The following is a 23347-nucleotide window of genomic DNA, read 5'->3' as shown; positions in this document are numbered from 1 at the left end:
GCCGAGCACGACCGGGAAGGGCTGAACATGCTGGCATCCAAACGGATCCTCCTGATCCTTGGCGGTGGGATCGCGGCCTACAAATCGCTGGATCTGATCCGAAGGTTGAAGGAGCGCGGGGCGGCGGTGACCCCGGTCCTGACCCGCGCTGCCGAGGAATTCGTAACCCCCTTGTCCGTGTCTGCACTTGCCGGTGAAAAAGCTTATCGTGATCTGTTCGACCTGACGGACGAGGCCGAGATGGGGCATATCCAACTGTCGCGTTCAGCTGATCTGATCGTCGTGGCTCCGGCGACCGCAGACTTGATGGGCAAGATGGCCGGGGGTCTGGCCAATGATCTGGCATCCACCCTGTTGATGGCCACGGATACCCCTGTTTTATGTGCCCCGGCGATGAACGTGCGGATGTGGAACCATCCGGCAACTCGCCGGAACCACAAGCAGCTGATCGCGGACGGCGTCCGGTTTGTCGGACCCAATGACGGTGACATGGCTTGTGGCGAGTTCGGTCCCGGCCGCATGTCGGAACCTCTCGAGATCGTGGCGGCGGTCGAGTCTGCCTTGTCGGATGGCCCACTGAAGGGAAAGCGGATTCTCGTGACGTCGGGGCCGACGCATGAGCCGATTGATCCGGTTCGGTACATTGCAAACCGATCCTCGGGGGCGCAGGGGACGGCGATTGCCAACGCTTTGGCGGCCCTGGGGGCCGAAGTTGTTTTCGTAACCGGCCCCGCGGATGTGCCACCACCCCAAGGCGTCCAGGTTGTGCGGGTTGAGACTGCGCAACAAATGTCGGATGCGGTGGACGCGGCTCTGCCGGTGGATGCGGGCGTTTTTGCCGCAGCCGTGGCCGATTGGCGGATAGACGGGGCATCAGACCGCAAGTTGAAGAAAAGCCGCGACGGAATGCCTGCCCTACAATTTGCCGAAAACCCGGACATCCTCAAACGGATTTCGCATCTGGAGACCGGCCGACCCTCCTTGGTCGTGGGTTTCGCCGCTGAAACGGATGATGTGATCGCCCACGCAACCGCCAAGCGGGCGCGTAAAGGGTGCGATTGGATCCTGGCCAATGATGTCAGTCCGGTGACCGGCATCATGGGTGGGGCCGAAAATGCGGTCGTGCTGATATCGGATGCGGGTGCCGAGGAGTGGCCGCGCATGGGCAAGGACGCAGTGGCCGCGCGGCTGGCGGAAAAGATCGCAGCCGCGCTGGCGCGGTGATGCGGCAGTTGGACAGAGGATGAAGGTTGGGATGCGCTGATGGTGGCAATCCGGGTGATCCGAGAAGACGGGGCCGATCCGGCCATTGCATTGCCGTCCTATGAAACGGCCGGTGCGGCCGGCGCCGACATACGCGCCAACCTGCCTGATCGAGGGTCGATTACCCTTCAACCCGGTGAGCGCGCCTTGGTCCCGACCGGCCTGCGGGTAGAAATTCCGGATGGATATGAGATCCAGGTGCGTCCGCGCTCGGGACTTGCGTTGAAACACGGGATCACGCTGCCGAACGCACCGGGCACGATCGACAGCGACTATCGCGGCCCGCTGGGGGTGATCGTGCTGAATGCGGGGCAGGAAGCCTTTGAAATCGGACATGGCGACAGGATTGCGCAGTTGGTCGTGGCCCCGGTGATCCAGGCGCGGTTCGAGATGGCGGACAGCTTGCAGGAATCCCGGCGCGGTTCCGGTGGGTTCGGATCCACGGGGCGTGCCTGATGGTTCTGGTACTGGCACTGGCAGCGGGGCTGTGGGGGCTTGGCTACCTCGCTGGTGCCTCGCGTACTGCCCGTTGGGTGTCGGTTTTGGTTTTGCTGGCAGGGGTGGTTCTGTCGCATCTGGTTTTGCCCGACGGGAACCCGCTGCGCGAAGCCACAGGCGGCTCGGCCGCGATGTGGCTGATCCTGGGTGGTTTCGTTCTGCTGGCCATGGGTTATGGCGCTGTGGTGAAAGCCCTGAGGCGTCGGGCCAATCCATCGTCGGATATTCGGCAGAACAGCCCATCTGACCAGTTCAGCGAAGCCGAACTGGAGCGCTATGCCCGACACATCGTCCTGCGCGAGCTTGGTGGACCCGGGCAAAAACGGATGAAGGCCGCTCGTGTATTGGTGATCGGGGCAGGTGGATTGGGCGCACCGGCGCTGCAGTACCTTGCAGCCGCCGGCGTGGGCACGATTGGCGTCATTGACGATGATGTCGTCGAGAATGCCAATCTGCAGCGGCAGGTCATCCATCGCGATGCAGACATCGGTATGCCCAAAGTCTTTTCTGCGCAGCAAGCAATGGAGGCGCAGAACCCCAATGTCATCGTTCGCCCCTATCACCGCCGCCTGACGGACGACATCGCGGCCGACCTGTTCGCGGATTATGACCTGATCCTCGACGGTACAGACAATTTCGAAACCCGGTATCTGGCCAACCGCACCGCGGTGGCTTTGGGCAAGCCCCTTATCTCAGGCGCGCTGTCGCAATGGGAAGGCCAACTGAGCGTGTTTGACCCCGCCAAGAACGCCCCCTGCTACCAATGCATTTTTCCCGAAGCGCCTGCTCCGGGTCTGGCGCCCTCCTGTGCCGAGGCTGGGGTGGTCGGGCCTTTGCCGGGCGTGGTGGGGGCGATGATGGCGGTTGAGGCGGTCAAGGTAGTCACGGGTGCAGGTCAGGCCTTGCGTGGCGAGATGCTGATCTATGACGCGCTTTATGGCGAAAGCCGCAAGATCACCCTGACCCGGCGGGACGATTGCCCTGTTTGCGGGCAACCCGTTTGATCGCGGCCACTGGACGATCTTGCCTGGCATTCCTAGCTTGACGCTTGAAGGAGACCCCAATGACCAATCCGATCCTGTCCGACTGGACGACCCCGTTCGAAATCGCGCCCTTTGCCGAAATCTCGGATGACGATTTTGCCCCGGCACTGGAAGCTGCTCTGCAGGCCCATGCCGACGAGATCGACACCATCGCGACGAATACCCAGCCCGCGAGTTTTGCCAACACGATCGAAGCGCTGGAAGCGGCGGGCGAGGCCGTGAACAAGGTTCTGTCGGTGTTCTTCACGGTCGCTGGCGCAGACAGCAACCCGAAGCGCGAAGCGTTGCAGCGGGAATTTTCGCCCAAGCTTGCAGCCCATTTCGCCGCGATTTCCTCGAACAAGGCGCTGTTCCAGCGTGTGGACGACCTTTGGGCGAAACGAGATACGCTGGATTTGACCGAGGAACAGGATCGGGTTTTGATGCTCACCCATCGCGGGTTCGTCCGCTCGGGCGCGGCGCTGCACGGGGCGGAAGATGCCCGGATGCAGGAGATCAAGGCGCGTCTGGCGTCATTGGGCACCGCGTTCACGCAAAACCTGCTGGCGGACGAGCGTGGCTGGTTCATGGAGCTGACCGAAGATGATCTGGCGGGACTGCCGGGTTTCGTTGTCGATGCGGCACACGCGGCCGGTCGGGAAAAAGGGGCCAAGGGGCCGGTTGTCACGCTGTCGCGGTCTCTGATCGTGCCGTTTCTGCAGTTCTCGCCACGTCGTGACCTGCGCGAAAAGGCTTACCGCGCCTGGGCGTCACGCGGGGCAAACGGAGGCGAGACCGACAACCGCGCGATTGCCGCCGAAATCCTTCAGCTACGCGAGGAACGGGCCAAGCTGCTGGGCTATGACAGCTTTGCGGCCTTCAAGCTGGAGACCGAGATGGCCCGAACCCCCGAACGGGTGCGCGACTTGCTGATGCAGGTCTGGGCACCCGCCAAAGCCCGGGCCGAGGCCGACGCGGAGATCCTGACGCGGATGATGCAGGAGGATGGTGTCACCGGTCCGCTCGAACCTTGGGACTGGCGGTACTATGCCGCAAAACGGCGCAAGGCCGAGCATGATCTGGATGAGGCAGAACTCAAACCCTACCTGCAGCTAGAGCGCATGATCGAAGCCGCCTTTACCTGCGCCAACCGCTTGTTCGGGCTGGAGTTCGCGCCGTTGGACGTGCCGCTGTACCATCCGGATTGCCGAGCCTGGGAGGTGACCCGGCGCGGCAAACATGTTGCCGTATTCATCGGAGATTATTTTGCGCGCGGATCGAAACGGTCGGGTGCGTGGTGCAGCGCGATGCGGGCGCAGGCCAAGTTTCCCAAGGTCCAGACGCCAATCGTCATCAATGTTTGCAACTTTGCCAAGGGCGATCCGGCGCTGCTGTCATATGACGACGCACGGACCCTGTTTCATGAATTCGGGCACGCACTGCACCAGATGCTGTCGGATGTGACCTATGACAGCATCTCGGGGACCAGCGTTGCGCGGGATTTCGTGGAACTGCCCAGCCAACTGTATGAGCATTGGCTGGAAGTGCCGGAGGTTCTGGCCGAGTTCGCAACTCATGCCGAAACCGGAGCTCCGATGCCACCGCAACTGCTGGACAAAGTTCTGGGTGCCGCCAATTTCGATCAGGGTTTTCAGACGGTCGAATACGTCGCCTCAGCGCTGGTCGATCTGGCTTTTCACGACGGTCCGGCCCCGGCTGACCCCATGGCGAAGCAGGCTGAGGTTCTGGCCGAGATCGGGATGCCGCATGCCATCGGCATGCGCCACGCGACGCCGCATTTCGCCCATGTATTTGCGGGTGATGGCTACAGCTCGGGTTACTACAGTTACATGTGGTCCGAAGTGATGGATGCCGACGCATTTGCTGCCTTCGAAGAGGCAGGAGGCGCGTTTGATCCCGAGCGGGCGCGGGCTCTGGAGGACAACATTTTGTCCAAAGGAGGCTCGAAGGAGGCCGAGGATCTGTACCTGGCGTTCCGGGGCCGGTTGCCGGGTGTCGAAGCCCTGCTGAAAGGTCGGGGACTGGTGGACGCGTAGCGGTCGAATTGCGCTCGGCAAGACGGGGGTGGCGGCCCCCGATGGCCCTAGTACCCGAGTGCGCGGTCGACGAGATGCAGCAGCGGCCGTCCGGCTTCGCTGCGCTGGATGTTCTCGCAAATCACCTGCGCAGCCGTTTCGGGCCGGGTTTCCGACGCGATATGCGGCGTGACGGTCACATTTGGATGCGCCCAGTACGGATGATCAGGGGGCAGCGGTTCGGTGCGGAACACATCCAGCGTGGCATGCCCCACGTGGCCGGTACTCAGCGCCTGCAACAGCGCTTCGTCGTCAATCAGTGGGCCGCGGCCGGGGTTCAGAATGCGCGCACCTTTTGGCAGAAGTGCCAGAGTGTCCGCGTTCAGGGTGTTCTCCGTGGCTGCCGTTTCAGGCAGCAGCAGGACGAGTAACTCAGCCTGGCTCAAGGCCACGCGCAGCCCGTCCGGTCCGTGCAGGCACGTGACACCAGACACGTCCTTGGCCGAACGGCTCCACCCTGTCACGTTGAAGTTTAACGCCGCCAGCGCCTGTGCCGCAGCCTGACCCAGGGCGCCAAGCCCCAAAACGCAGACCGATCGCTGTGTGGCGAGCGGAGGCGGATCCGGGGCCCATACCCCATCCTGGACCGTGATGTGTCGATCCATGCCCAGATGGTAGCGCAGAACGTGCCCCACGACCCATTCGGTCATACCCTGGGTCAGACCGTGATCGACCATCCGGGCCAGCGGCACGGTCAGCGTGTCGTTCGAGGCTATCTTTTCGACACCGGCCCATAGGCTGAGCACGGCCTTTGCGCGCGTGTAGGGCGTGAAATCAAGCAGCCCTCCATTGGGTGCATAGACGATGTAATCCACCTGATCGGGCGGCAGGTCGGTGGTGATAGTGGCTTTGATCCCTGCATCGGCCAGCCCGGTGTTCAACAAGGGCTCGTAAACCGGCCAAAGCGCCGGGCGAGCGGAAAACAGGACGTTCACGGACATGGTCGGCCTTTCGGATCAACGAGGACGGTGAATATGAGCGCTTTGCACGATGCCGAAGGCGGCCATCAGAACCAACATGGCCGAGCCCCCATAGCTGACCATCGGCAACGGGACACCGACCACCGGTGCCAGCCCCATGACCATCGACATGTTGACGGCGAAGAACAGGAAGAAGTTCAGCGAAATACCCAGTGTCACCAATGACGAGTACCTGTCCTTGGTCGACAGCGCCGTGACGAGGCAGAAGATCAGGATCAGTCCGTAAAGCAGCAACAAGGTTGTGCCCCCGACAAAACCGAACTCTTCGGCCAGCGTCGTGAAGATGAAGTCGGTGTGCTTTTCGGGCAGGAAGTTCAGGCGCGACTGGGTGCCTTGCATGAAGCCTCGACCGTTCCAGCCGCCGGATCCCAAGGCAATCTTGGACTGGGTGATGTGATACCCCGCGCCCAGCGGATCGGTCGAGGGGTCAAGGAATGTGTCGATGCGCCGGAATTGATAGTCCTTTAGCAATTGCCAATCGGTGCCACGGCTTTTGAACACCGTTGAAATCAAGCCGACACCCGCCGCGATGACCGCTGCGAAATAGGCCCAATGCACGCCCGCCAGAAACATCAGGCCTCCTCCGGCCGCCAACAGCAGGATTGCAGTTCCCAGGTCGGGCTGGCGCAGCACCATGAAGGTCGGGATCAGGGTCAGGACAACCGGGATCAAGACCCAAACCGGGCGCGAGGTTTTGTAGGAGGGAAGCCAATCGTAGTAGGCCGCCAGCAACATGACCAAAGTCACCTTTGCCAGTTCGGAGGGCTGCAGACGCATGAACCCCAGGTCGATCCAGCGTTGCGCGCCCATCCCGATGGTGCCGAACAGTTCGACGAACAGCAGAAGCCCCAAAGATACAAGATAGGCGACGACGGACATGTTGCGCCAGAACCAGATCGGAACTAATGCGACGATGAACATGACCGTCAGGCCCAGGCCAAACCGTTCCATCTGCGGTTCCGCCCACGGCGACCACGAGCCGCCGGCAACCGAATACAGCATCAGAAAACCGGCACTTGCGACGCTGATCAGCAAAAGCGTCAGTGGCCAGTTCATGTACAGAACTTTGCGGATCCCCGTCGGCGTGGTCTTGACCGCATATTCAAGATAGCTCATGCGCGGTCCTTTTCGTCAGGGCGCGCTTTCGGGCGGCGATCGCCTTCCAGACGTTTCTGCTGTTCCTTGATGCGGTCGCGGTCGGCCACGGGATATGCTTCCAGCGGCGGGGTGCCGTTGTACAGAGCCTGCAGCATCACGTCCCGAGCCACGGGGGCTGCAGCCTTCGAACCGCCGCCGCCATGTTCGACCACGACGGCCACCGCATATTTCGGGTTGTTGTAAGGGGCAAAGCTGACATACAGCGCGTGGTCCCGCCGTTCCCAGGGCAGGTCTTCGTTGCGGATGACCCCGGCGGCCCGTTCGGCCTTGGTGATGTTGCGCACCTGGCTGGTGCCGGTCTTGCCGGCCATCCGGAATTCGTCTGCGATGATCCGGCTGCGATAAGCGGTTCCGCGACGGTCGTTCGAGACCTTGTACATCGCCTTGCGCACCTGATCCAAGTTGGCCGGATTGACGTCCAGCGGCTCGCCCGCGCCCGAAGGCTGTTCGACCCCGTCGACACTGCGGATCAGACGCGGTGTCACCGATCGGCCGGTCGCGATGCGCGCAGTCATGACGGCCAGTTGCATCGGCGAGGCCAACATGAAGCCCTGCCCAATCGAGGCATTTGCCGTGTCGCCGACCAGCCAGTCCTGTCCGTGGGTGGTCTGTTTCCATTCCTGGTTCGGCGCCAGGCCGGCCGCCACGGCAGACATCGGCAGGTCGTGTTTGATGCCCAAACCGAACTTGCGCGCCATGTCCGAAATCTTGTCGATCCCGACCCGCAGGGCCACGTCGTAATAGTAGACGTCGCAACTGCGCTTCAACGAGGTCTCCAGATCGACCATCCCGTGTCCGCCGCGCTTCCAGCAGTGGAACCGCCGGCTGCCCACCTTCAGGTAGCCGGGACAATAGACGGTGTTGCCCGGACCGACCACGCCGGCCTCGAGCGCGGCCAGCGCGGTGATCATCTTGAAGGTCGAACCGGGCGGGTAGGTGCCCTGAACCGTCTTGTTGGCCAGCGGGCGGTGGTTGTCCTGGGTCAGGGCTTGGTAATCCGCCACCGAGATTCCGCGCACGAACAGGTTGGGGTCGAAGCTGGGGGTCGAACTGATGGCCCGCAGATCGCCCGTCTCACAGTCGATCACGACAACGGCGGCGCTTTCGCCGGCCAGCCGGGCCTGCGCGTATTCCTGCAGGTCGGCGTCGATGGTCAATTGCAGGTCAGCGCCGGGCTGGCCTTCGCGGCGGTCAAGTTCCCGCATCACTCGGCCAGTCGCGTTGACCTCGACCCGCTTGGCGCCCGCCTTGCCGCGCAACAGGTCTTCCTTCTTGGCCTCAAGCCCGACCTTGCCGATCTGAAAGCGCGGGATCATCAGAACCGGCTCGGGGTCTTCCATCTTGCTCAGGTCGTAGTCGCTGACAGGTCCGACATAGCCGACCACATGGGCGAAATCCTCGTAGCGGGGATACTGACGGGTCAATCCGACCTCGGGCGTGACGCCGGGAAGGGCGGGGGTATTGATAGCTACCTTCGAGATATCTTCCCAGGTGACCTGGTCGGCCAGCGTAACGGGCAGAAACGGCGCCGTGCGTTTCATCTCGGCTTTGGCCCGCTCAATCTCGTCTTCGTTCAGCGGGATCAGCTGTGACAGTTTGGCAATGACCTTATCGACGTCTCCGGCATCCTCGCGCACGATCACGATGCGGTAGGACGGCGCATTCTGCCCGATGATCTGACCATTGCGGTCATAGATGCGCCCACGGGTCGGCGGAATGAGCCGGATGTTAATGCGGTTTTCTTCGGCCAAAAGGCGATATTGGTCGGCCTGATCGACCTGCATGTAACGCATGCGGGCAGCCAGACCGCCGACAAATGCGAATTGCATACCCCCCAGCACCAGCGCGCGCCGGGTCAGCCTTTTGTATGCGGCACCTTGTGTTTTGGGTGTGCGTTTCATGAGCGTGTTCCCACAGTGGCAACATCTACCGCAGATGGCCTGCGGACGCCAAATATGGTTTGGCTGAATGCAACGACAAGCGGGTAGGCGAGGACCGTAAAGACCACTTGGACAAACACCGGGCCAATGCTGGCCTGACTGACGGACAGCAGGGCCAGAACCGTCCGGTTGAAGGTAAAGATCGCCGCGATGACGACGCCCACCGTCGTCCACTCGCCTACAAATCCGACGTCGCGCATTCCGGGGCCTGCCGACCGCAGATAGGCGGAACCGATGACGACGGATGCCGCCAGCAGCCCCGGCGGCCGTTGCAGCAGCAGGTCGGCCATCAGCATGACCGCCGCGATGCTGAGTGTCGGTACATATTCGGGCCGCCTGAGGACCCATGCAAAGGTCAGGCAGATCAGGAAGTCAGGAAAGGGCAGACGACCCGGTTGCGTGTTCAGAGGCAACAGGTGAAAGAACATCACCGTCAGAGCGAGGAACAGATACAGGCCCCGCATCAGCCACAGACGTGACGTGGCACTATCCATCGGCGGCCTCCTCGGTCGGGAGAAGAGCCTCGGGGCGCGGAGGTCCGACGATGCCGCCCGGGCCTCGGATCGGGGCGGCCGAGTGGTAGCGCAGGACGCGCAGGAATTCCAAGCGTTCGAAATCCGCGGACAGTCGGACGCGCAGACGCCCCCCCGGATCGGCGGCGATCTGGCCGATCAGAAGGCCCGCAGGAAATACGCCGCCATCGCCTGAGGTCACCACACGGTCGCCGGGCCGCACCAGTTCGCGGCTTTCCAGAAACTCGACGGCTGGGGCAGGGGTATTGTCACCGGTAATCAACGCGGTCTGGCCCGAGGGCTGGATGGTGGCGGGAATGGCGCTGGAGGCGTCGGTCAACAGGATGACCCGCGCGGTATCCGGACCAACGCCAGAAATCCGGCCCACCAGCCCGATGCCGTCCATGGCGGCCCAACCGTCGACGATCCCGTCACGCTCGCCGACATTCAGCAAGACAGACTGCCGAAACGGCGAGCCACTGTCGGCCATGACGACCCCGGTAATATAAGTCAGACGCGGATCCAACCGAACATTGTTCAGGTCCAGAAGCCGCGCGTTTTCCTGCTCCAGCTGCAGGGCCGCCTCTTTCCAGGCGCGCATGCGGCGCAGTTCGCTGCGCAGTTCCTGGTTCTGCTCGCTCAGCCTTTGGTAGCTTTGGAAATCCCGTACAAGGTTTATGGCGGCCGTGACCGGAACCATCGCCCATTCCATCGAGGGCACAACGGCATCCACCACTTGGGCCCGGAACCTTTCGACCCGCGGGCTGTCGATGCGCCAAATCAGGAATATGCCAAGCAGGCACAGAACAACGATCCCCATGAACAAGCGGCGCAGGGGGGTGGTGTAGTCGTCGCGCTGTGCTCGGTCTTTTGCCACAGGACTCCTTCCCGTGCTGCTCGTGCCCGATCTTGAACCCTCAGATCAGAGGGTGCGCGCCTTAGCTTTCGTAGTCAATCGCGTGGCGCAGCTGTTTTTCGTATTCCAGTGCCTTGCCAGTGCCCAAAGCCACACAATTCAGGCTTTCGTCGGCAATCGACACGGCCAATCCAGTCTGTTCGCGCAGGGCCAGGTCCAGATCACCCAGCAGCGCGCCGCCACCGGTCAGCATCACCCCCCGGTCCACAATGTCCGCGGCCAGATCCGGCGGGGTGGTTTCCAGTGCGGTCATCACCGCCTCGCAGATCTGCTGGACGGGTTCCGACAGAGCCTCGGCCACCTGGGCCTGGCTGATCTCGATTTCTTTGGGAACACCGTTCAGCAGGTCGCGTCCGCGGATGTGCATTGACTGCCCGCGCCCGTCATCGGGCATCCGGGCGGTACCGATCGTGGTCTTGATCCGCTCGGCGGTGGATTCCCCGACCAGCAGGTTTTGCTGACGGCGCAGGTACGAGATGATCGCCTCGTCCATGCGATCGCCACCCACGCGGACCGAGCGGGCATAGACGATGTCGCCCAGCGACAGAACGGCCACTTCGGTGGTGCCGCCGCCGATATCCACGACCATGTTGCCGGTGGGATCGGTGATGGGCATCCCAGCGCCGATGGCGGCGGCGATCGGCTCGGCGATCAGACCCGCGCGACGCGCGCCCGCCGACAGAACCGACTGACGGATCGCGCGTTTCTCAACCGGCGTTGCGCCATGCGGTACGCAGACGATGATCTTGGGCTTCGAGAAGGTCGAGCGCTTGTGCACCTTGCGGATGAAGTGCTTGATCATTTCCTCCGCGGTGTCGAAATCGGCGATCACGCCCTCGCGCATGGGGCGGATGGCCTCGATCGAGCCAGGGGTACGGCCCAGCATCAGCTTGGCATCCTCGCCCACAGCCAGAACCTTCTTGACCCCGTCTTTGACATGGTAGGCGACAACCGAGGGCTCCGACAGGATCACGCCGCGCCCCTTGACATAGACCAGCGTGTTGGCCGTCCCGAGGTCGATGGCCATATCCGCTGTGAACAGGCCGCCCAAACTGTCAAAGATGCCCATATTCCCCTGATCCTGTCTGTCAGATGTTTTCTACTGCCCGCGACTCGACGGTTCCGGGACGGATGACTTATAGGGTGCCATGACGCCCGGTTAAAGGCCTGATTCCGCGTAAATCAGCACCTTTCCGCCTCTTTGACAGGGACTTTAGAAGGCAACATGCTCTCATATCAACACATTTACCACGCGGGAAATCTGGCGGACGTGCAAAAGCACGCTTTGCTGGCATGGATGCTGGACTACATGACCCGCAAGGACAAGCCGATCAGCTATCTCGAGACCCATTCGGGGCGTGGTCTGTACCACCTCGATGCGGCCGAGGCCGTGCAGACCGGAGAGGCAGCGGCGGGGATCGGCCAGGCGCTGCGCAACGGGTGGTTTGCCGACGGTCACCCGCTGGCACGCGCGTTGCGCTCGGTGCAGGCGGAGTTTGGCGAAACGGCCTACCCGGGCTCGCCGCTGATTGCGGCAAGCCTGCTGCGTCCGCAGGACAGTCTGCATTTCGCCGAGCTTCATCCGCAGGAATACGCGGCGTTGAAAAAAGCGCTGACCGGGCGTGGGGCGAGGACCTACAGGCAGGACGGGTTCGAACTCGCCCAGTCTGTCCTGCCGCCCACACCTCGGCGCGGGATGATGCTGATTGACCCCAGCTACGAGGTAAAGGCGGATTATGGCCGCCTGCCGGGGCTGATCGCCAAGTTGCACCGCAAGTGGAACGTGGGTCTCATTGCCCTGTGGTACCCGATCCTGACGGACGATCGGCACGTTTCGATGGTGTCGGCACTGAAGGGCTTGGACCTGCCCAAAACGTTTGTGCACGAAGTTCGGTTTCCGCCTGCGCGTGAGGGTCATCGGATGATCGGTTCGGGCATGTTCGTGGTCAACGCACCCTTCGGGATCGAAGACGAGGCGGCGCGCCTTTCCGACCTGTTCGCAAAGATCTGACGGTGCTTCAGGGGCGAAGGCCTCCCGCCCCGTCTGACAGCATCAAAGATGCCGCTAAACGTGTTGGGCCCGGCACCGCGCCTTGGCGCGGTGCCGGGCCCAAGTCCATCAGGCTGCGCGGCGAAGCCGGGCTGCCGCGGGCGCGGGAGCCTTGCCTGCCATGTCTGATCAGGTCAGATCCTTGTAGCTGATCTCGCGCGCATCCGCGCCGGGGCCGGCCTTTTCGCGGCGCATGATCAGACGGTTCAGCGCGCTGATATAGGCCTTGGCCGACGCCACCACGGTATCCGTGTTCGCGGATTGGCCCGTGGCAATCATGCCGTCTTCCTCCAGGCGGACAGAAACCGTGGCCTGTGCGTCGGTGCCTTCGGTCACGGCATGCACCTGGTACAGCTGCAGATGCGCCTTGTTCGGGTAGATGGCCCGGATCGCTTTGAAGGTGGCGTCGACCGGTCCGTCGCCGTGCTCGGTGGCGATCACATCCCTGCCGTCGACCTCCAGTTCGACCGTCGCTTCGGCCTGACCGCCGGTGCCGCAGGTGACTTTCATCGAGACCAGTTGCAGGTGGTCGTTAGCCTCATCATCTGCACTCATCAACGCGATCAGGTCGTCGTCGAACACCTCTTTCTTGCGGTCGGCCAGATCCTTGAACCGCACGAAGATGTCCTTGAGCTGGTTGTCTCCGATCTCGTAGCCCAGCGTTTCCAGCTTGTCGCGGAGCGCGGCCCGGCCGGAATGCTTGCCCAACGGAAGCGAGGTGCCTGAAAGGCCGATATCCTCGGGGCGCATGATCTCGAAATTCTCGCGGTTCTTCAGCATGCCATCCTGATGGATGCCGCTTTCATGCGCGAAGGCGTTCTTGCCGACGATCGCCTTGTTGAACTGCACCGGAAAGCCCGAAACCGTCGCCACCCGACGCGAGATGTGCATGATCTTGGTGGTGTCGATGCCCGTTTTCCACGGCATGATGTCATTGCGGGTGCGCAGGGCCATCACGACCTCTTCCAGCGCGGTATTGCCCGCGCGTTCGCCCAGGCCGTTGATCGTGCATTCGATCTGCCGGGCCCCGCCTGCAACGGCGGCCAGTGAGTTGGCAGTCGCCATGCCAAGGTCGTTGTGGCAATGGGTGGCGAAAATCACTTCGTCTGCGCCCGGAACGGTTTCGATCAGTCGTTTGATCAGGTCCGCGCTTTCAATCGGGGCGGTGTAGCCTACCGTATCGGGTATGTTGATCGTGGTCGCGCCGGCCTTGATCGCAATCTCGATCACGCGGCACAGATAGTCCCATTCGGTCCGGGTCGCATCCATCGGCGACCATTGCACATCTTCGCACAGATTGCGGGCGTGGCTGACGGTCTCGTGGATCTTTTCGGCCATCTCGTCCTGCGTCAGGTTCGGAATGGCCCGGTGCAGCGGAGAGGTGCCGATGAAAGTGTGGATCCGGTTCTTTTCGGCGTGTTTCACCGCCTCCCAGCAGCGGTCGATATCAGCAAAATTCGCACGGGCCAGGCCGCAGATGCGGGCGTTCTTGGATCGCTGCGCGATTTCCGATACGGCCTTGAAATCACCCTCGGAGGCGATCGGAAAGCCGGCCTCGATGATGTCGACGCCCATGTCATCCAGAAGCTCGGCGATTTCCAGCTTTTCGTCATGGGTCATGGTTGCGCCGGGGCTTTGCTCGCCGTCGCGCAAAGTGGTGTCGAAGATCAAGACGCGGTCTTGGTCGGTCACGTTGGTCATGGGGTCACTTTCTTGTCTGTCCTAAAGCCATTGGCGCGCAGGCGTCCTCCTCTGAGCGGGCGCGCCGGATGGCACGCTCAGAGGCGGATTAGGATCAGTAGGCCACGCAGAGCAGCGCCGGCGGACGCGGCGAAAGCAAAAGGGATATCTGCGCGGTTGATCATGGGTCCGAGGTTATACACCCCGAACCGGGAATGAAAAGAAGGAAAATGCGCGGCCGTCCGATTTCGCGAAAGGATTGGAAACGGGGATTGATTGCGTGGGCAACTCCGCTAGCTGGAGGGCGATGAGAAACGCATTGGTCATAGGTGCGAGCGGCGGGATCGGCCGGGCCGTCTGCAATGAACTGCTGTCGCGGTCGGTTCACGTGGTTGGTCCGTCGCGGTCGGGGAACGGGCTGGATCTGATGCAGCCGGAACTGGCCGATGAGATGCTGGGCCGGATCGAAGGACCGTTCGACCTTGTTCTGGTCGCGTCCGGCGCGCTCGAGATCGACGGGGCGGAACCGGAAAAGACAATTCGGGCGGTTTCGGCCAAGGCCATGATGGATCAATTCGCCCTGAACGCGGTGGGACCGGCCCTGGTGCTGAAACACGCGCATCGCCTGTTGCCGCGCAACGGGCGGTCGGTTTTTGCCGTGCTGTCTGCGCGTGTGGGTTCGATCGGGGACAATCGTCTGGGCGGTTGGGTCAGCTATCGCGCGGCCAAGGCGGCGGTGAACCAGATCGTGCACACGGCCGCAATAGAACTGGCCCGAACCCACAAGGATGCGATCTGCGTCGCCCTGCACCCCGGAACGGTCAAGACCCCGTTCACGCAGAAATACCTGGGCCGCCATCCCTCGGTCGAGCCGAGTGACGCCGCCCAAAACCTTCTGCGGGTTGTGGATGGTCTGACGGCTGATCAGACCGGCCAGTTTTTCGACTGGGCCGGTCAACCGGTTCCCTGGTAGCGGGCTATCCGTCCGATGGGGTGACTTCCGGGTCCTGTTCGGCCTCCGGCGTCTGCGGCTCGTTGCCCGATGGTTGCGCCGCGCCTGCTTCCGACAGAGCGCCGTTTTCCCAGGTGCCGCTTTCCTCTTCGCCATTGGCATAGCGCATTGTTCCAGAGCCCTGACGTTTGCCGTTCACGAAGTTGCCTTCATAGACATCGCCATTTGCATATGTCGCGACACCTGAGCCGGTGATTTTGCCCTCGGTCCACTGGCCGGAATACTTGAAGCCATTTGCCATCACGACCTCGCCCTGGCCATGGCGCTGACCGTTCTGGAAATCACCGGTATAGACCGTCCCATCCGCGTAGGTGGCGGTACCCTTGCCTTGACGCACGCCGTCTACCCACTCGCCATCGTAGCGAGAGCCGTCGGCCCGGGTCAGAAAGCCGGTGCCATGCGTTCGGGCATTCTTGAACTGCCCTTTGTAGATCGTGCCATTCGTGTAGGTCGCGGTGCCCTGACCTTCGATCACCCCCGCAACCCAGTCGCCGTCATAGGACGAGCCGTCGGGATAGGTGATCCGGCCTTTGCCATCGGCGAGGTCCGCCTTGAAGTCACCGACATAGACCGAGCCGTCGGGATAGGTCAGTTCGCCCAACCCTTCGATCTGACCGTTTTTCCAGTCTCCGGTGTAGACATAGCCGTCGGTGCCAGTGAACGTACCCTTGCCGTGTCGGCGGTCGTCGACGAAATCGCCTTCGTAGGTATCGCCGTTCGCGTAGGTTGCCTTTCCCTTGCCTTGCCGGCGCCCGTCCACCAAGGCGCCTTCGTAAACGTCACCGTTGGCCTGTTTCAGTACGCCGGTTCCGGTGATCCGGTCCTCGGTCCATTCGCCGGAATAGATCATGCCGTCGGGCAAGGTCAGCGATCCGTTGCCCTGACGCTGGCCAGCAACGATGTCGCCTTCGTAAACGGCGCCGTCCGCATAGGTGATCTTGGCCTTGCCCTGGCGAACGCCGTCCACCCAGTCGCCATCATAGACATAGCCGCCGGGGTCGGTCATGACGCCTTTGCCGTCATGCTGGGCGTTCTTGAAGCCACCTTCGTAGCGCATTCCGTTTGCGTATTGCGCGATGCCGGTTCCGTTTATCGCGCCGTCGGTCCAGTCGCCCTCATAGGTGCCGCCGTCGGCAAAGGTGATCTTACCCTTGCCGTGCGGGCGACCTTTGACGAAATCGCCCTCGTAGACCGATCCATTGGCGTAACGTGCCACGCCCTTGCCCTGAATTTCTCCTTCGACCCACTCGCCGGTGTATTCAAAGCCGTCTGGCAGGCGATAGGTGCCGGTTCCGTGACGCAGCCCGTTTTCAAAGGTGCCTTCGTAGACTCCGCCCACGTCGTCATCGGAGGTGATGATCTGGCCCTGCTGCGCGGACGCGCTCTGTGCGGCGATGCCCATTGCGGCAACGGCAATCGTTGTACGAAAAGCGTTCATGGTGGTCCCTGCCTGCCCGATTGTCCCGTGGTGCATTGGTTCGTGCAAAACTATGACACTGATGAAGGTCGGGCAACGGGTTTTGCCGCATTGGCCTTTCACTTGCGGCCTGATCTGCTAAATGCCTTTTCAGGTGACGAGGGCAAGAGGGCAAAGATGGCCGACCATTTCCGCATCACGCTGGCGCAGCTGAACCCGACGGTGGGCGACATTGCAGGCAACGCCGCAAAAGCCCGTTCCGCATGGGAGCAGGGCCGCGCTGCGGGGGCCGATCTGGTGGCTCTGCCCGAGATGTTCATCACCGGCTACAACACTCAGGACCTGGTTCTGAAGCCGCCGTTTCACAAGGCTGCCATGGCGGCCGTGCAGCAGTTGGCGGAATCCTGCGCGGATGGTCCGGCGATGGCCATCGGCGGGCCCTGGGTCGAGGGTGGCAACCTCTACAACGCCTATCTGATCCTCAGCCGGGGGCGGATCGTCAGCAAGGTGTTGAAACACCATTTGCCCAACGAGACTGTGTTCGACGAGGTTCGGTTGTTCGACGCCGGGCCGTTGGGTGGCCCCTATGCGGTGGGCAACACCCGCATCGGCAGCCCGATCTGCGAGGATGGCTGGCACGAGGATGTCGCCGAGACGCTGCAGGAGACGGGCGCCGAGTTTCTTCTGATCCCCAACGGATCACCCTATTTCCGCGACAAGCACGATGTGCGCCTGAACCAGATGGTGGCCCGTGTGGTCGAAACCGGGCTGCCGGTGATCTACCTCAACATGGTGGGCGGGCAGGACGATCAGGTTTTCGATGGTGGGACATTTGGCCTGAATCCCGGCGGCGAACTGGCCTTTCGAATGCCGGTCTTCGACGAGGCGGTGATGCAAATCGATCTGCGGCGCGGTGATGAAGGATGGGCTATCGTCCCCGCCGAAATCGCCGAGCAGCCGCACGCGTGGGAGCAGGACTATCGCGCCATGGTGCAGGCGCTGCGCGACTATATGGGCAAGACCGGATTTTCCAAAGCACTGCTGGGACTGTCCGGAGGGATTGATTCCGCGCTTGTTGCCGCCATCGCGGTTGACGCTCTCGGAGCAGACAATGTGCGTTGTGTGATGCTGCCGTCGGAATACACCAGCGCCGAGTCGCTGGAGGATGCCGAAGCCGTCGCCAAGGCGCTGGGTGTGCGATACGACTATGTTCCGATCAGCCAGTCCCGCGCCGCCGTCACCGAGACCCTGGCGCCGCTGTTTGACGGTCTTCAGGCCGACATTACCGAGGAGAACATCCAGTCCCGTCTACGCGGTCTGCTGTTGATGGCGATGTCCAACAAGTTTGGCGAGATGCTGCTGACCACCGGCAATAAATCCGAAGTGGCGGTCGGCTATGCCACGATCTATGGCGACATGAATGGCGGCTACAATCCGATCAAGGATCTGTACAAGACCCGGGTGTTCGAAACCTGCCGCTGGCGCAATGCCAACCACCGCGACTGGATGAAAGGACCTGCCGGCGAGGTCATTCGCCCCTCGGTCATCAACAAACCACCCAGTGCCGAGCTGCGCGAGGATCAGAAAGACAGCGACAGCCTTCCCGATTACCCGGTCCTGGACGGTATTCTCGACATCCTGGTTGATCAGGATGGCTCGATCGCGGATTGTGTTGCAGCCGGGTACGACGAGGCTGATGCCCGCCGGGTCGAGCACCTGATCTATATCAGCGAATACAAACGCTTTCAGTCCGCGCCGGGCACGCGCCTGACACCTCGGGCCTTCTGGTTGGACCGGCGCTATCCGATCGTGAATCGCTGGCGCGATCCGAGTTGACGGAAACTACGGCTGAGCGGCCTTTGTCCGGGTCCGGGTGTTTGTTTGCAAATCGGCAGCAATGAGGGGACTTCACCCTGACTGTTCTGCAGGTGGGGCGGTATCGATGACAGCACTTGGCCGCGCCCTTGTTTTTTGGACATTTTTTTGCCATAGTTTAGGGCCGATCTTGCCACATATTTTGAAAGATCGGCGCGCGGGGGCCGGGCATTGATCTGTCGGCCGAAGCGCAGTTGAAGACCAAGTTTTCTGGTGACGCATCCGTGGTGGGGTGCCGGTTATAAGGTTTAGGTGGTCCGATGGTTGATGGATATGACAAACCGCTGCATGCGCCGTTGAGGTACAAGACAATGGAGACGCCGGCGCGCGAATTGGATGAGGCGCGTCTGGAAGCGGCAATCGCCGGTGTGTTGGCCGAGGCTGATGCAGAGAGCGAGGAACCGTCCGAGGAGTTCTCAGCCAAACACCCGGAATTGCCCGAGCTTCAACCCGACGAGACCGAGACAGAGACCCAAAACTCGGGTGTCGCAGCTTTGTTGCGTCAGAAATGGGCCGAGTTCTCGGGCGCGGCCTGAACCGCGTGCCGGTCTGGTTCCATTGTGGCGTTTGCATCGACGCCACACAGCCGAACAAAGTGATGCTTTTTCTGTTATTCAGGATTGCCGGATGACGTTTGCCAAGGCTCGATGAAGCTCGTGTCTGACTAGCAAGTTCCGTTGATGCCCGGCCCCAAGCCCAACCCTGTTGAATCCGATCTTTGCCTGCCCAGATCCGTTGACGTTGTGATCGTCGGCGGAGGGATTATCGGTGTCTCAACCGCGCTGGAACTGGCGGAACGTGGCAATTTCGTCCTCTTGTGTGAAAAGGGCCAGATTGGCGCCGAACAGAGTTCAAGGAACTGGGGCTGGGTCCGCCTGGGGCTGCGCGACCCGCGCGAAATACATTTGATGACCGAGTCGCTTAGGATCTGGCAATCACTTGATGAGCGGATCGGGCGCAAAACCGGCTATGTGCAATCCGGCATTCTGTTCGGTGCGCGGACCGACCGGTCCGCAGCTGATATGGAACGCTGGTTGCGAAACCTCGAAGGCTACCAGACCGGAGCGCGCATGGTTTCCGGATCCGAGTTGGAACAGCACATGCCCGGCCTCAAGACCAAGCTGAAGGCCGCGCTTTTCACGCCGCAGGACGGACGGGCCGAGCCGCAATGGGTTGCTCCGGCGTTGGCCGAGGCGGCGCGCGACCAAGGCGCGGTCATTATGACGAATTGCGCGGTACGCTGCCTCGACCTGCAAGCTGGTCGTGTTGCCGGGGTTTATACGGAACGGGGGCGGGTCGCTTGCGATCAAGTGGTTCTGGCCGGGGGGGCTTGGTCGCGGTTGTTTGCCGGTAACGAAGGAATTGCCCTGCCACAGCTGAAGGTGCTGAACACGGTTCTGCGGACCTCGCCTGTGGAACCGGGTCCGGAAACAGCTCTGTGGTCGGATGATTTTGCCATTCGCAAACGCGCCGACGGCGGGTACACGATCGCCTCGGGCCATGAAAACACGGTGGATATTGTGCCTGACAGTTTTCGGTTGGCCGCGAAATTCCTGCCGGCATTCGCGCAGGAATGGAAATCGCTCAGAATCCGCCTGTCGAACCGCTGGACCATTGAGGCGCGTCAGCGCCGGTCATGGGCGCCCACCGACGTAACCCCGTTCGAACTCTGTCGGATACTGGACCCCGATCCGTCGAAAAAGGCGCTCCGCAAGTCATGGGCCATGGCCCGTCAGGCGCTTCCGGCACTGGTTGGCGCCGAGATCGTGCAGAGCTGGGCCGGGATGATCGATGTGACCCCGGATGCAATCCCGGTCATCTCGAACGTGCAGGAAATCCCGGGACTGGTGATTGCAACCGGATTTTCTGGACATGGATTTGGCATAGGCCCTGGTGCCGGCCGCTTGGTGGCCGATCTGGTGACGAACACAGCGCCTTGTGTGGACCCGGCCGCCTTTCGACTGTCGCGGTTTTCGGACGGTACGAAAGTACGGCCGGACCCGGGGTATTGATCAGCCCATCATCTGATAGCTGACAGGTACAAAGCGGAAGCCTTCGCCGCGCGGCTCGACATAGCCGGCGGCCGGGAAAGGCATGTGGTACCCGATCATCGGGACCTTGTCCGCGGCCAGCATACCCAACACGTTCCGACGCGATGCGGTGGCCGCCGCCTTGTCCATGTCAAACCGGACTTCCCATTCCGGATGCGCGAAGGACCAGACATAGTGATTGGCAAGATCGGCGGTCAGGATCAGCCGCTGACCGTTGCTTTCTAGATGATAGACCATATGGCCAGGCGTATGCCCGAAGGCCGCCATGGCGGTCACGCCGGATGCGACCTCGCCACCGTCCTCGATGAACGACATCTTTTCAGCCATCGGGGTGACCTTGGCTGCCACAAGGTCGCCGACGCGGTTGCCGGCCTCCTGTGCTGACCAGAAATCATACTCGGCCGCGGCGGTCACATAGCGTGCGTTCGGAAAGGTCGCAGCATCGTTGGTCGTCATGCCGCCAATGTGGTCGGGGTGCATGTGGGTCAGGACGACAACGTTGATCGCCTCGGGACCAACGCCCGCATCGGCCAGAGCCTTCTGGATACCGCCTTGGCCCAATCCCGTGTCAAACAGGATAAGTTCGGATCCGGTATTGACGAGCGTTGGCGTGAAGAAGAACTGGGCAATGTCGGGTGAGATGAAATTGTCGGCCGATACCTTGGCAAACTCCTCGTCTGACGCGCCACCGCCGAAAATCTCTTGGGCGCCGTCTCGCGGCAGGCTGCCATCCAGCAGGGTCGTGACCGTGAAATCGCCCAGTTGAAAGCTGCGGGCGACGGTCGAGTTGGCCTTGGTTTCGGCCCCGGCAGCCAGTGACTGTGTCGCGATAGATGCAAAAGGTAACGCAGCGGCCGTGCTCAAAGCGGCCCGGCGGGTCAGTTTCATGGTCATTTCAAAGTCTCCCTGTCAGATTACGTGCGACGAATTAGAACGCTTTCGGATAATTGCCACTTTCCACTCTACCATATGGGCTGCGCGCTGGCCGATCGCATGTTAAATCTTGTTCATGTCCCGCTCAGGAAACAAAACCGTTCCGACGGATCAAAGCGTCCAGGAATTTTTGGCGGCGATCCTGCCGGCCGCGCGCGCTGCGGAGGCGCAGAGGCTGAATACCCTGTTTGAAACCGTCACCGGGTTTCGGCCAGTCATGTGGGGGCCATCCATCGTTGGATACGGGCGGTATGACTACCGCTACAAGTCCGGGCGGGAAGGCACGTTTCTTGCCACCGGGTTTTCCCCACGCAAGGCCGCGTTTTCGATCTATATCATGCCGGGCTACTCCGATTTCGGCAGTATTCTGGCGCGCCTGGGCAAGCACAAGACCGGCAAGTCATGTCTGTACGTGAACAAGCTGTCGGACATTGACGGGGACGTGTTGGCCGAATTGATCCGCGCAGGGTTGGATGACCTGTCATCACGTTGGCCGATCAAGTCCGAGTAAACGGCAAGCATTCGCACCGCCTTCTGGACAAAAACGCGCTCATGTGACATGAGCCGCGCCAACAGGAGACATCCATGACAACCACCCGTTTCGCCCCTTCGCCCACCGGTTATATTCATGTGGGCAACCTGCGCACCGCGCTGATGAACTATCTGATCGCCCGCAAGGCCGGCGGCACGTTCATCCTGCGCATCGACGACACCGACCCCGAGCGGTCGAAGGAAGAATATGTCGACGCGATCAAGCAGGATCTCGAGTGGCTGGGCCTGCACTGGGATCGGGTCGAACGGCAGTCGGACCGGCTGGACCGCTATGCGGAAGCCGCCGACAAGCTGCGCGAGATCGGCCGGTTCTACGAAGCCTTTGAAACCCCGACCGAGCTGGACCTCAAGCGCAAGAAGCAGCTGAACATGGGAAAGCCGCCGGTTTATGACCGCGCCGCCCTGAACCTGTCGGAGGCGGAAATAGAGGCGCTGCGGGCCGAACGCGGCAATGGCGTGTGGCGGTTCAAACTGGATCATGAGCGCATCGAGTGGACGGACGGCATTCTGGGTGACGTGTCGATCGACGCGGCATCGGTATCGGATCCGGTGCTGATCCGCGGCGACGGGCAGGTGTTGTACACGCTGGCCTCGGTCGTGGACGACACCGAGATGGGCGTGACCGACGTGGTGCGCGGCGCTGACCACGTGACCAACACGGCGACCCAGATCCAGATCATCAAGGCGCTGGGCGGAACTGTCCCGCGTTTTGCCCATCACTCGTTGCTGACCGGCCCGCAAGGTGAGGCGTTGTCCAAGCGCCTTGGCACGCTGGCGCTGCGCGATCTGCGCGAGCAGGGTGTGCAGCCGATGGCGCTGCTGAGCCTAATGGCGCGGTTGGGCTCGTCCGACCCGGTGGAACTGCGCAGCGACATGGCCGAGTTGATTGAAGGTTTCGACGTCACCCGGTTTGGGTCGGCGCCGACCAAGTTTGATGTGCAGGACCTGTTCCCGCTGACGGCCCGGTATCTGCAGACGCTGCCGCTGGAGAAGGTTGCCGACGCGGTGGCCGCGGCCGGTGTGCCCGATGAACTGGCCGAACCGTTCTGGATGATGGCGCGCGAGAACATCACCACGCTGAACGACCTGAAAGGCTGGTGGGAGCTGTGTCGCGACGGGGCCGAGCCGCTGATCGACGAGGAAGACCGCGAATTCGTTGCGCAGGCGATGGAACTGCTGCCCGAGGGGCCGTTTGACGGCGAGACCTGGGGCAAGTGGACGGCGGCCGTGAAAGAGGCGACCGGCCGCAAGGGCAAGGGCCTGTTCATGCCCCTGCGCAAGGCGCTGACCGGGATGGAGCGTGGCCCCGAGATGGCGACCTTTCTGCCGTTGCTGCAGGTCGTGCGGGCGCGAAAATAAGACACCCCTCGGCGGTGTCGCCTTTGATCTGAA

The 23347-nt window shown here is 62.0% G+C and carries 20 protein-coding genes; 11 read left to right on the top strand and 9 right to left on the bottom strand.

Annotated elements, in window-relative coordinates:
- Positions 1-27: 27 nt before the first annotated feature.
- Genes coaBC through AC2FNL_RS01300 form a run of 4 tightly spaced genes read left to right on the top strand, consistent with a single transcriptional unit; the run spans position 28 to position 4840 of the window.
- The gene (coaBC, locus tag AC2FNL_RS01315; RefSeq protein ID WP_170407212.1) at positions 28-1224 is read left to right on the top strand and encodes a bifunctional phosphopantothenoylcysteine decarboxylase/phosphopantothenate--cysteine ligase CoaBC; all 1197 of its coding nucleotides are present in this window, start codon (positions 28-30) and stop codon (positions 1222-1224) included.
- Positions 1225-1263: 39 nt separating this feature from the next.
- On the top strand, positions 1264-1719 hold the full coding sequence (dut, locus tag AC2FNL_RS01310) for a dUTP diphosphatase (protein ID WP_496831872.1): 456 nt from the start codon (positions 1264-1266) through the stop codon (positions 1717-1719).
- Positions 1719-2765, top strand: a complete 1047-nt coding sequence (locus tag AC2FNL_RS01305; RefSeq protein WP_496831870.1) for a HesA/MoeB/ThiF family protein — start codon at positions 1719-1721, stop codon at positions 2763-2765. Before dut ends, AC2FNL_RS01305 begins: the two co-directional genes overlap by 1 nt.
- A 59-nt stretch (positions 2766-2824) precedes the next feature.
- Complete coding sequence (locus tag AC2FNL_RS01300; RefSeq protein WP_496831868.1) at positions 2825-4840, top strand: M3 family metallopeptidase; 2016 nt, start codon at positions 2825-2827, stop codon at positions 4838-4840.
- Positions 4841-4887: 47 nt separating this feature from the next.
- On the opposite strand, the gene AC2FNL_RS01295 is transcribed toward AC2FNL_RS01300, so the two are convergent.
- The 6 genes from AC2FNL_RS01295 to AC2FNL_RS01270 all read right to left on the bottom strand — a co-directional run bounded on the left by AC2FNL_RS01295 (position 4888) and on the right by AC2FNL_RS01270 (position 11454).
- The gene (locus AC2FNL_RS01295) at positions 4888-5820 is read right to left on the bottom strand and encodes a 2-hydroxyacid dehydrogenase (protein WP_496831866.1); all 933 of its coding nucleotides are present in this window, start codon (positions 5818-5820) and stop codon (positions 4888-4890) included.
- Between the two features lie 15 nt (positions 5821-5835).
- The gene (gene rodA, locus AC2FNL_RS01290; RefSeq protein WP_496831864.1) at positions 5836-6975 is read right to left on the bottom strand and encodes a rod shape-determining protein RodA; all 1140 of its coding nucleotides are present in this window, start codon (positions 6973-6975) and stop codon (positions 5836-5838) included.
- The gene (gene mrdA, locus AC2FNL_RS01285; RefSeq protein ID WP_496831862.1) at positions 6972-8918 is read right to left on the bottom strand and encodes a penicillin-binding protein 2; all 1947 of its coding nucleotides are present in this window, start codon (positions 8916-8918) and stop codon (positions 6972-6974) included. Before mrdA ends, rodA begins: the two co-directional genes overlap by 4 nt.
- The gene (locus AC2FNL_RS01280; RefSeq protein ID WP_093963425.1) at positions 8915-9451 is read right to left on the bottom strand and encodes a rod shape-determining protein MreD; all 537 of its coding nucleotides are present in this window, start codon (positions 9449-9451) and stop codon (positions 8915-8917) included. The genes mrdA and AC2FNL_RS01280 overlap by 4 nt, the downstream gene beginning before the upstream one ends.
- Complete coding sequence (gene mreC / locus AC2FNL_RS01275) at positions 9444-10346, bottom strand: rod shape-determining protein MreC (protein WP_496831860.1); 903 nt, start codon at positions 10344-10346, stop codon at positions 9444-9446. Before mreC ends, AC2FNL_RS01280 begins: the two co-directional genes overlap by 8 nt.
- Positions 10347-10407: 61 nt before the next feature.
- A complete protein-coding gene (locus AC2FNL_RS01270; RefSeq protein ID WP_093963423.1) occupies positions 10408-11454 on the bottom strand; it encodes a rod shape-determining protein in 1047 nt (348 codons plus the stop codon).
- Between the two features lie 156 nt (positions 11455-11610).
- Here AC2FNL_RS01270 and AC2FNL_RS01265 point away from each other — a divergent pair, with 156 nt between their 5' ends.
- Complete coding sequence (locus tag AC2FNL_RS01265; RefSeq protein ID WP_496831857.1) at positions 11611-12396, top strand: 23S rRNA (adenine(2030)-N(6))-methyltransferase RlmJ; 786 nt, start codon at positions 11611-11613, stop codon at positions 12394-12396.
- A gap of 168 nt (positions 12397-12564) precedes the next feature.
- On the opposite strand, the gene AC2FNL_RS01260 is transcribed toward AC2FNL_RS01265, so the two are convergent.
- Positions 12565-14136 (bottom strand): 2-isopropylmalate synthase, encoded by a 1572-nt coding sequence (locus AC2FNL_RS01260; RefSeq protein WP_170589600.1) that lies wholly within the window; start codon positions 14134-14136, stop codon positions 12565-12567.
- A 286-nt stretch (positions 14137-14422) separates the two neighbouring features.
- Here AC2FNL_RS01260 and AC2FNL_RS01255 point away from each other — a divergent pair, with 286 nt between their 5' ends.
- The gene (locus AC2FNL_RS01255; protein ID WP_496831855.1) at positions 14423-15088 is read left to right on the top strand and encodes an SDR family NAD(P)-dependent oxidoreductase; all 666 of its coding nucleotides are present in this window, start codon (positions 14423-14425) and stop codon (positions 15086-15088) included.
- Positions 15089-15092: 4 nt separating this feature from the next.
- Here the strand turns inward: AC2FNL_RS01255 and AC2FNL_RS01250 are convergent, their stop codons facing one another.
- Entirely contained in the window at positions 15093-16565 is a 1473-nt protein-coding gene (locus AC2FNL_RS01250; protein ID WP_496831853.1) for an MORN repeat-containing protein, read from the bottom strand.
- Positions 16566-16721: 156 nt separating this feature from the next.
- On the opposite strand from AC2FNL_RS01250, the gene AC2FNL_RS01245 reads away from it, so the two are divergent.
- The 3 genes from AC2FNL_RS01245 (at position 16722) to AC2FNL_RS01235 (ending at position 20431) form a co-directional block, all read left to right on the top strand.
- On the top strand, positions 16722-18380 hold the full coding sequence (locus tag AC2FNL_RS01245; RefSeq protein ID WP_496831851.1) for an NAD+ synthase: 1659 nt from the start codon (positions 16722-16724) through the stop codon (positions 18378-18380).
- A 299-nt stretch (positions 18381-18679) separates the two neighbouring features.
- Positions 18680-18955 carry a hypothetical protein gene (locus AC2FNL_RS01240; RefSeq protein WP_496831849.1) on the top strand — a complete coding sequence of 92 codons (276 nt, stop codon included), beginning with the start codon at positions 18680-18682 and terminating at the stop codon, positions 18953-18955.
- A 144-nt stretch (positions 18956-19099) separates the two neighbouring features.
- A complete protein-coding gene (locus AC2FNL_RS01235; protein WP_496831847.1) occupies positions 19100-20431 on the top strand; it encodes an NAD(P)/FAD-dependent oxidoreductase in 1332 nt (443 codons plus the stop codon).
- Here AC2FNL_RS01235 and AC2FNL_RS01230 read toward each other — a convergent pair whose 3' ends face one another.
- Positions 20432-21364: an MBL fold metallo-hydrolase gene (locus tag AC2FNL_RS01230; RefSeq protein WP_496831845.1), complete on the bottom strand. Its 933-nt coding sequence runs from the start codon at positions 21362-21364 to the stop codon at positions 20432-20434.
- 115 nt (positions 21365-21479) lie between these two features.
- Between AC2FNL_RS01230 and AC2FNL_RS01225 the strand changes: the two genes are divergently transcribed.
- Both AC2FNL_RS01225 and gltX read left to right on the top strand, forming a co-directional pair.
- Positions 21480-21914: a DUF1801 domain-containing protein gene (locus tag AC2FNL_RS01225; protein ID WP_496831843.1), complete on the top strand. Its 435-nt coding sequence runs from the start codon at positions 21480-21482 to the stop codon at positions 21912-21914.
- A 74-nt stretch (positions 21915-21988) separates the two neighbouring features.
- The gene (gene gltX / locus AC2FNL_RS01220) at positions 21989-23314 is read left to right on the top strand and encodes a glutamate--tRNA ligase (RefSeq protein ID WP_496831841.1); all 1326 of its coding nucleotides are present in this window, start codon (positions 21989-21991) and stop codon (positions 23312-23314) included.
- Positions 23315-23347: the final 33 nt, after the last annotated feature.

This window comes from Ruegeria sp. CRTD044, assembly GCF_059613485.1.
The sequence above is the reverse complement of the archived record's forward strand: the minus strand, read 5'-3'. Positions and strand labels throughout refer to the sequence as shown.